Source organism: Allobosea sp. Leaf344, assembly GCF_001426225.1.
GTDB lineage: Bacteria > Pseudomonadota > Alphaproteobacteria > Rhizobiales > Beijerinckiaceae > Allobosea.
Genome location: NZ_LMRT01000001.1, coordinates 856,010 through 865,439, shown reverse-complemented (window position 1 = coordinate 865,439; position 9,430 = coordinate 856,010). Strand labels below are relative to the sequence as shown.

Below are 9,430 nucleotides of genomic sequence, written 5' to 3'. Positions count from 1 at the left end.
TTCTGGATTGCTTCGCTGCGCTCGCAAGGACGGGTGAGGTGGGTGGGGCGCTGTGGCTTTCGTGTCGCTGACATCGCTCTCCGTCATTGCGAACGTAAGCGACGCAACCCAGGGGACGTGGAGCGCGCGGCTCTGGATTGCTTCGCTTACGCTCGCAAGGACGAGGTGAGGTGGGTGGGGCGATGTGGCTTCCGTGTCGCTGACATCGCTCCCCGTCATTGCGAGCGTCAGCGAAGCAACCCAGGGGGACGCAGAGCGCGACGGCTCTGGATTGCTTCGCTCACGCTCGCAAGGACGAGGTGAGGCAACCCAGCGCCCCCCACCATTGGCGGGCCTGACCGCCTCTGCTAAAGCCGCAGCCGGCCGGGTCGCTGCTTGCGTAGCGCCCTCGGCCGAGGCTTCTGGAGATGATCGATGCGTCTTGTGATGGTTGGCTCGGGTTATGTCGGGCTCGTCTCCGGGGTGTGCTTCGCCGATTTCGGCCATGACGTGGTCTGTGTCGACAAGGATCCGGCCAAGATCGCCCGGCTGAAGGCCGGCGAGGTTCCGATCTTCGAGCCCGGTCTCGACGTGATGATGCAGGCCAATATGAAGGCCGGCCGGCTCTCCTTCACCAGCGATCTCGCCGAGGCCGCGGCCGCGGCCGACGCCATCTTCATCGCCGTCGGCACCCCGACGCGGCGCGGCGACGGCCATGCCGACCTCTCCTATGTCTATGACGCCGCCCGCGAGATCGCCACGGTCGCGCCTGAGGCTTGCGTCGTCATCACCAAATCCACCGTCCCGGTCGGCACCGGCGACGAGGTCGAGCGCATCATCGCGGAAACCCGCCCGGGCGCCGCGATCAGCGTCGTCTCCAACCCGGAATTCCTGCGCGAAGGCGCGGCGATCGAGGATTTCAAGCGGCCGGACCGCATCGTCGTCGGCACCGACAGCGAAGCCGCGCGCCGGGTGATGACCGAGATCTACCGCCCGCTCTTCATCAATCAGGGGCCGCTGCTCTTCGTCAGCCGGCGCACCTCCGAACTCATCAAATATGCCGGCAACGCCTTCCTGGCGATGAAGATCACCTTCATCAACGAGATCGCCGATCTCTGCGAACGAGTTGGGGCCGAGGTCCAGGACGTCGCCCGCGGCATCGGGCTCGACAACCGCATCGGCTCGAAATTCCTGCATGCCGGCCCCGGCTATGGCGGCTCCTGTTTTCCCAAGGACACGCTGGCGCTGGTCAAGACGGCGCAGGATGCGCAAAGCCCGATCCGCCTGATCGAGACGGTGGTCGAGGTGAACGACGCCCGCAAGACGCGCATGGCGGAGAAGGTGATCGCGGCCTGCGGCGGCTCGGTCGCCGGCAAGCGCCTCGCCGTGCTCGGGCTCGCCTTCAAGCCCAACACCGACGACATGCGCGATGCGCCCTCGCTCGCGATAATTCCGGCTTTGCAGAAGGCGGGGGCCACCATCATCGCCTATGATCCCGAAAGCATGGAGCAGGCGCGGCCGCTCTTGCCCGGCGTGACCTTCGCCGAGGGGCCCTATCCCTGCGTCGGCGGGGCCGATGCCCTGGTGATCATCACCGAATGGAACGCCTTCCGCGCGCTCGACATGAAGCGGGTGAAGGCCGCGCTGAAGACGCCGGTGGTGGTCGATCTCCGCAACATCTACCGCCCGCAGGAGATGCAGGCGCTGGGCTTCTCCTATCATGGCGTGGGGCGGAAGGGGATGGGCGCGGCATCATGAAGGTCCTGGTCACGGGGGTTGCGGGGTTCATAGGCTTCCATGTCGCGGCAGCCCTGCTGCAGCGCGGCGATACCGTCATCGGGATCGACAACCTCAACGACTATTACGACCCCGCGCTCAAACAGGCGCGCCTCGACCGGCTCGAGGGGCGGGCCGGCTTCACCTTCCAGCGCATCGACATCGCCGATCAGGCGGCGATGCGGTCGCTCTTTCAGAGAAGTGGCGTCGACCGGGTCGTGCATCTCGCCGCCCAGGCCGGCGTGCGCTATTCCATCACCCATCCGGAGGCCTATGCGGCCGCCAATCTCGTCGGCTTCCTGAACATCCTCGAGGGCTGCCGGCATGGCCGCGTAGAGCACCTCGTCTACGCCTCGTCCAGTTCGGTCTATGGGGCGGTGACGCAGCAGCCCTTCTCGACCGCGCAATCGGTGGATCATCCCGTCAGCCTCTATGCGGCCACGAAGAAATCCAACGAGCTGATGGCGCATTGCTACAGCCATCTCTACCGGCTGCCGACGACCGGCCTGCGCTTCTTCACCGTCTATGGCCCCTGGGGCCGGCCCGACATGGCGCCCTATATCTTCACCCGCAAGATCCTGGCGGGCGAGCCGATCGAGGTGTTCAACCAGGGCCGCCACGCCCGCGACTTCACCTATATCGACGATATCGTCGAGGGTGTCGTCCGGACGCTCGATCATGTCGCCGCGCCCGATCCGGCCTGGTCGGGCGACAACCCCGACCCCGCCAGCTCGAATGCGCCCTGGCGGGTCTATAATATCGGGAATTCGAACCCGGTCGGGCTGCTCGATTTCATCGGCGCGATCGAGAAGGCCTGCGGCCGCACCGCCGAGAAAATCCTCCTCCCGATGCAGCCGGGCGATGTCGAGACGACCAGCGCCGATGTCTCGGCGCTCGAAGCTGCGGTGGGATTCAAGCCGGACACGCCGATCCAGGAGGGGATCGATCGCTTCGTCGCCTGGTGCCGCTCCTATCACGGGGTGTGAGCGCCGGCCCTACCCCGCCGCCACCGCGATCGCCATTCCGTCCCGCTGCGGGTCGGCGCCGCCCGTGCACCGCCCGTCATCGATCCTGATCCCGTGCAGCGCGGCGAAGGGGTAGCTCTGCGGCGAGCGCTTCAGGTCATAGCCCATGCCCGTCAGCTCCTCCCCGACGCTGCGCCGGATCCGGTTCGAGATGTCGATGCTGTTGGAGACCGCAACGATGCGCGGCGCCGCGACCGCCTCCAGCATGCCCATGCCGAAATCGATGATGTTCATCACGCCCTGCGCCATCGCCGGCGCGATATAGCTGCCGCCGGGCGCGCCCATCACGGTGAAGGGCTTCTCGTCTTTGAACACGATGGTCGGGGCGGCCGAGGAGGAGCGGCGCTTGCCGGGCGCGATCGATGCCGCCCGTCCCGGACGCGGATCGAAGCGGCTCATCGTGCCGTTATAGATGAAGCCGAGGCCCGGCGTGATCGCGCCGGAGGGCGAGCCCAGCGTATGGGTCAGGGCGACGGCGTTGCCATGCCGGTCGACCACCGAAACATGGGTGGTCTCGCGCGAGGAGGAGCGCTCCAGCCGCTTCACATCGGCGCGCTCGCCGCGGCGGATGCTCTCGGCCTGGGCGGCGGCGTGCTCCTTCGAGATCAGCCGCGCGACCGGCACGTCGACATAGGCGGGGTCGCCCATGAAGGCGTCCTTGTCGATCGTCATGCGCTTCATCGCCTCGGCCAGCAGCCGCACATGTTCGGTGCCGCCATGGGCGAGCTCGCCGATGGCGAAGGGCTCGAGCATGTTCAGGATCTGCAGCATCGACAGGCCGCTCGCCGGCGGCGGGCTGGTCGAGATCGGGAAGCCGCGATAGGAGCCCCAGATCGGCGCGGCCACGGAAAGTGTGTAGCGGGCGAGGTCTTCGCGCGAGATCAGCCCGCCATGCGCCGCGAAATCGGCGGCGATCTCCTCGGCGAGCTCGCCCTGGTAGAACAGATCGGCGCCGCCGCGGGCCAGCCGCTCCAGCGTGGTCGCCATCTCCGGATTGACGACGAGGTCGCCCGGCCGCTTCACGCTGCCGTCGGGGCGGAAATAGAGCCGCCGCCCGGTCTCGCTGTAGCGCAGCTTGTCGGCGGTGTTGACCTGGCCCGTGCCTTTCTGGTCCTGGCTCCAGAACCAGTGCATATGCGGGCGCACCAGCACGCCCTCCCGCGCCTGCCTGATCGCGGGCGCGATCACATCGGCCCAGTCCATCGTGCCGTAGCGCGACAGCGCATGGTCATAGCCCTTGACGCTGCCCGGCGTGCAGACGGCGAGATGGCCGAATTCGCTGATGCCACCCTCGAGCAGGAAGGCGAAACCGTCGCGCGACTGGCCGAGCAGCTTGTCGGTCCACATCTCGGCCGTCGCCGACAGCGAGGCCCTGGCGTAGAACTCGATGATCTCGTGGACGCCGCGGCCCGGCATGTAGAGCTGCATCGAGCCGAAGCCGCCTATGCCCGACATCAGCGGGTCGACCACCCCCTGCATGAAGGCGCAGGCGATCGCCGCATCGACGGCGTTGCCGCCGCGTTCCAGCACGGCGGCCCCGGCCTCGGCGGCCTCCGGCTGCGGACAGACGATCATTCCGTTCTTCATGCTCGACCTCGGCTCAGGCGGGGCGCGGCTCGGCGCCGGAGTCTTGCTCCAGCGCGGGATCGCCCAGCCGCCAGAACAGCCGGACACCGCCATCGGCGGTGCTTTCCAGCGCCGGGACGGCCGAGAGCAGCTTGCGCGTATAGGGATGGGACGGCGCGTCGAAGATCTGGTCGCGCCGGCCTTCCTCGACGATGCGCCCCTCGCTCATCACGATGACCCGGTCGGCGACCTGCTCGACCACGCCGAGATCATGGCTGATGAACAGGCAGGAGAAGCCATGCCTGCGCTGCAGCTCGGCGAAGAGCGCGAGCACCTGCGCCCGCACCGTGACGTCCAGCGCCGAAACCGGCTCGTCGGCGATGACGAAGCTCGGCCGGCGCACCACGGCGCGGGCGATCGCGACGCGCTGGCGCTGCCCACCGGAGAGCTCGTGCGGATAGCGCTCTGCGAAACCCTGGCCCAGCCCGACCTCGGCCAGCACCTCCGCCAGCCGAGCCTGCCGCTCCGCCGGGCCGATGCCGGGGACGAGCCGCAGCGGTTCCGCGACCAGCTGGCCGATCGTCATGCGTGGGTCGAGCGAGGAATACGGGTCCTGGAACACCATCTGGCAGTTCAGCCGGTAGTCCCAATAGGCCCCGTCGCTCTTGAAGATCGGCTTGCCCTCGAACAGGATCTCGCCGCCGCTGGCCGGGACCAGCCCGGCGATCGCCTGGCCGAGCGTGGTCTTGCCGGAGCCCGAGCCGCCGACCACGGCGACGACCTCACCCGGCTGGACGGCGAGCGAAATCCCGTGCAGCGCCCGTTTCGGCGCGCTTTTCCGGAAGAAGCGCTGGCGGCCGGGATAGTCGACGACGAGATCGCGCACCGCGACGATCGGCGTGCCGACCGGCGGCAGATCGCGCGGCTCGCCACGTTTCGGCATCGCGGCCAGCAGCATGCGCGTATAGGGGTGCTGCGGCCGCGCCAGAATGTCGGCGCTCTCCCCCTGCTCGACGACCTCGCCCTGGCTCATCACCACGATGCGGCTGCAATAGCGGGCGACCATGCCGAGATCATGCGAGATCAGCAGCACCGCCGTGCCGTTCTCCCGGGTCAGCTCGACCATCAGCTCCATCACGTCGCGCTGCACCACCGCGTCCAGCGCCGTCGTCGGCTCGTCGGCCAGGAGCAGCGCCGGCTTCAGCAGCATCACCGAGGCCAGCATGATGCGCTGGCGCATGCCGCCGGAGAACTGGTGCGGGAAGGCGTCCAGCGCCCCCTCCGGATCGGACAGGCCGACACGGCGGAGCATGTCCAGGATCAGCGCGCGGCGCCCCTCCGCATCGAGCTCGCGATGCAGGGCGAGACCCTCTTCCAGCTGCCGCCCGATGGTCATGGACGGGTTCAGCGAGGTCATCGGCTCCTGGAAGACCATGCCGACCTTGGAGCCACGCACCGCCCGCAGGCGCCGCGGCGCCATGGTGGTGATCTCCTCGCCATCGAAGCGGATGGAGCCGGCGAGCCGCTTCACCGCCGGCGGCACGAAGCCCATCACCGCCCGTGCGGCGAGCGTCTTGCCCGAGCCGGATTCGCCGACGATGCCGACGATCTCGCCGCGCGAGACGGTGAAGCCCACGGATTTCACCACCTCGCGGCCGGAGGATTTGATGGCGAGGGTCAGGCCGTCGACCGAGAGCAGCGGCGCGCTCATCGCGAACCCCGCATGCGCGGGTCGAGCCGGTCGCGCACCGCATCGCCGAGCAGGTTGATGCCGAGCAGGGTCAGCGAGATGCACAGGCCGGGGAAGATGCCGAGCCACATCGCCTGGCCGATATAGGCGCGCGACCCGGCCAGCATATTGCCCCAGGTCGGCGCCGGGGGCGGCACGCCCAGCCCGAGGAAGGAGAGCGAGCTTTCCGCCAGCAGCACATAGCCGAACATCGAGGTCGCCAGCACGGTCAGCGGCGCGATGCAATTCGGCAGGATATGGCGCGCCATGGTGTAGCCCTCCGAATTGCCCATCACCCGCGAGGCCGCGATGAACTCCTTCTCGCGCAGGGAGAGCACCGTGCCGCGCACGATCCGCGCGACCGACGGGGCGTAGGCGATGCCGAGCGCCAGGATGATCCCGTATTTGTTGGCGCCGACCACGGCGAGCAGCCCGAGCGCCAGGAGAATGCCGGGGAAGGCGAGCAGCGCATCGTTGAAGGCCATCACGATGCGGTCGAACCAGCCGCGGATATAGCCGGAGAACAGCCCGATGAGCGTGCCGAGCAGCACGGCGAGCGTCACGGTCAGGATGCTGATCCAGACCGATGTCGCCGCGCCGGCCATCAGCCGCGACAGCACGTCCCGGCCGAATTCGTCGGTGCCGAGCCAGTGCAGCTGCGAGGGCGGCGCCAGCTTGTGCCGGAAGGAGAGGCGCAGCGGATCATAGGGGGTCCAGACCGCGCCGACGGCAGCGACCACGCAGAGCGTGCCGATCAGCCCGCCGCCGATCAGGGCGTTGAGAGGGGGCAGCCTCATTGCGCCGTCACCCTTGGATCGAAGATCGGATAGCAGAGGTCGATCACAAGATTGACCAGCACATAGGTGAAGGCGACGAGCAGCATGCAGCCCTGGATGACGGGGTAGTCGCGCGCGAAGATCGCATCGACCAGCAGCCGCCCCAGCCCCGGAATGGTGAAGACCGTCTCGACCACGGCGATGCCGCCGAGCAGATTGCCGAGCACCAGGCCGATCAGCGTCCAGGTCGGGCCGAAGGCGTTCTTGAAGGCGTGGCGCCACAGCACCGCCATCTCCGACAGCCCCTTGGCGCGGGCATGGGTGATGTAGTCGAGCCGCAGCACCTCGAGCGTCGAGGCCCGCGCCATGCGCAGCAGAACCCCGATCTCGTGCAGGAACAGCGTCAGGATCGGCATGATCAGGTAGAGCGCCCCGCGCCAGGGATCGTCGCCGAGCGAGACATAGCCGACGACCGGCAGCCAGCCGAGCTTCAGCCCGAAGAACAGCAGCAACAGCAGCCCCAGCCAGAAGGTCGGGATCGAGAGGAGCAGCGTCGCCAGCGCGACCAGAGCGAGGTCGAGCTGCGAATCCTGTCGCCAGGCCGCGATCACCCCCGCCGGCACCGCGACGAGGCTGGCGAGAAACACCGCGACGAGGACGATCTGCGCGCTGATCCAGAAGCGCGACAGCACCAGCGGCAGGATCGGCTGCTGGGTGTTGATCGAGATGCCGAGATCGCCGCGCAGCAGATTGCCGAACCAGATGCCGAACTGCACGGGCAGGCTCTGGTCGAGCCCCAGCCTGGCCCGGAGATCGGCGATCGAGGCCGGCGTGGCGAGGTCGCCCAGCATCAGCGAGGCCGGATCGCCCGGGATCAGCCGGATCAGCACGAAGACCGAGATCGCCACGATCAGTAGCGTCGGCAGGGCCATGGCGACCCGGGTCAGGGCGAAGCGCAGCATGCGCGGCTTTCGGTTGTCGGGATCAGCGGGTGCGGGGCGGGACGCGGGAGGGGGTCACTTGGCGAGGGTGACTTCCCACATCCGCAGCTTGGACTGCCAGGGCTGGAAGCCGGAGAGGCTCTTGCTGTGGGCGATCGCGTCGACGCCGTTATACATGAAGATCAGCGGCACCTCGTCGATCACCGCCTTGTGCAGCTCGTCCACCAGCTTCTGCCGCTCGGCCTTGTCGGCGATCGCCGTCAGCCGGTCGATCTTGGCCTGGGCTTCCGGATTGTCCCAGATCTTGCGCGGCTGCTTGTCCTTGGGCCCGGCGAACTGCTCGAAGGCGAGAGCGGGGTCGAAGCGGGCCGAGAACGAGAAGGACTGCATCTGGTAATTGCCCTTGTTGTAGCGGTCGAGCTGGGTCGCCCAGTCGATCACCTCGATCTCGGCATTGATCCCGGCCGCCTGCAGCATCGCCTGCACCACCACCGCGGCCGGGAAGCTCGGCACGGTCGGGCGCTTATTCGCCAGGATGGTGATCTTCTCGCCCTTGTAGCCGGCCTCGGCCAACAGCTTCTTGGCTGCGGCGGGGTCGTAGCGATGACCCTGCTTCTGAGCCTCGCCGAAATAGGCGGAGCGCGTATAGATCGGCGAGTTGTTCGGCTTGCCGAGCCCGTTCGAGGCGGTCGCGACGATCTCCTCCATGTCGAGCGCCGCGGCGATCGCCTTGCGCAGCTTGAGATTGCCCGTCACCGCGTCGCGGGTCTGGATCAGCAGGACATGGCGGGTCGCGGTCGGCGCCGTGGCCACGGCGAGCGAGGGGATCTTGCGGATCTCCTCGACATCGCTCGCCAGCACTTCGCTCAGCTGGATCGCGCCGGAGGTCAGCCCCGCCTTGACCGTGGCGGGGTCCTTGACGATCAGGAACTTGACCTCCTTGAGCAGCGGCCGCTTGGAGCCGACATAGCCGTCCGGCTTGCCGTCGTTCTTCGGCGAGACATAGCCGTCGAAGGCGGTCATCGTGAAATATTCGGCGCGCTTCCACTCGCCGAACTTGAACGGCCCGGTGCCGATCGGCTTGTCCCAGCTGCCATCGGCCTTGACCGAGTCGCGGTGGGTGACGCCGGCCATGGCGCAATCGGTGCGCGCCAGCGAATCGAGGAACAGCGCATTGGGCTGGTTGATCTTCATCACCACGGTGCGGGCATCGGGCGCCTCGACCGCTTCGACCTTCAGCCCGCCGCGGCCATCGAATTCCGAGAGGCAGCGCCAATCGGTCTTCGGATCCATGTAGCGGTTCCAGCTCCACACGACATCGGCCGCGGTCAGCTCGGCGCCATTGTGGAACTTGACGCCCTCGCGCAGCGTGAAGGTGTAGGTCTTGCCGTCCTGGGACGTCTCGACCTTGGAGGCCAGCAGCGGCTGGACGATGCCGCCCTCATCATATCCGACCAGCCCCTCGACGATCTGCAGCGCGAAATCATCGGTGTTGTCGTCCCGGTTGACGCCGGGATTGATGCTGCGGACATCGGCCGCCACGGCGACGGTGAGCGTCTGCGCCAGCGCCGGGCTGGCCAGCAAGGGCAGGAGGCAGGCGGAAGCGAGAAGCCGGTTCATGATCATTCCCCTGTTGTC

7 protein-coding genes are annotated in these 9,430 nt (G+C 67.8%); 2 read left to right on the top strand and 5 right to left on the bottom strand.

Annotated elements, in window-relative coordinates; genetic code table 11:
* Positions 1–414: 414 nt before the first annotated feature.
* Both ASG72_RS03930 and ASG72_RS03925 read left to right on the top strand, forming a co-directional pair.
* On the top strand, positions 415–1,737 hold the full coding sequence (locus ASG72_RS03930; protein ID WP_056709228.1) for a UDP-glucose/GDP-mannose dehydrogenase family protein: 1,323 nt from the start codon (positions 415–417) through the stop codon (positions 1,735–1,737).
* The gene (locus tag ASG72_RS03925; protein ID WP_056709226.1) at positions 1,734–2,741 is read left to right on the top strand and encodes an NAD-dependent epimerase; all 1,008 of its coding nucleotides are present in this window, start codon (positions 1,734–1,736) and stop codon (positions 2,739–2,741) included. The genes ASG72_RS03930 and ASG72_RS03925 overlap by 4 nt, the downstream gene beginning before the upstream one ends.
* Before the next feature lie 9 nt (positions 2,742–2,750).
* On the opposite strand, the gene ggt is transcribed toward ASG72_RS03925, so the two are convergent.
* From ggt to ASG72_RS03900, 5 genes are read right to left on the bottom strand one after another with little or no spacing between them, the layout of a single operon-like run.
* The gene (ggt, locus tag ASG72_RS03920; RefSeq protein ID WP_056709224.1) at positions 2,751–4,367 is read right to left on the bottom strand and encodes a gamma-glutamyltransferase; all 1,617 of its coding nucleotides are present in this window, start codon (positions 4,365–4,367) and stop codon (positions 2,751–2,753) included.
* Positions 4,368–4,380: 13 nt separating this feature from the next.
* A complete protein-coding gene (locus ASG72_RS03915; protein ID WP_056709222.1) occupies positions 4,381–6,057 on the bottom strand; it encodes an ABC transporter ATP-binding protein in 1,677 nt (558 codons plus the stop codon).
* On the bottom strand, positions 6,054–6,872 hold the full coding sequence (locus ASG72_RS03910) for an ABC transporter permease (protein WP_056709218.1): 819 nt from the start codon (positions 6,870–6,872) through the stop codon (positions 6,054–6,056). The genes ASG72_RS03915 and ASG72_RS03910 overlap by 4 nt, the downstream gene beginning before the upstream one ends.
* Positions 6,869–7,813: an ABC transporter permease gene (locus ASG72_RS03905; RefSeq protein WP_056709216.1), complete on the bottom strand. Its 945-nt coding sequence runs from the start codon at positions 7,811–7,813 to the stop codon at positions 6,869–6,871. The genes ASG72_RS03910 and ASG72_RS03905 overlap by 4 nt, the downstream gene beginning before the upstream one ends.
* A 54-nt stretch (positions 7,814–7,867) precedes the next feature.
* Positions 7,868–9,412 (bottom strand): ABC transporter substrate-binding protein, encoded by a 1,545-nt coding sequence (locus ASG72_RS03900; protein ID WP_056709948.1) that lies wholly within the window; start codon positions 9,410–9,412, stop codon positions 7,868–7,870.
* Positions 9,413–9,430 lie beyond the last annotated feature (18 nt).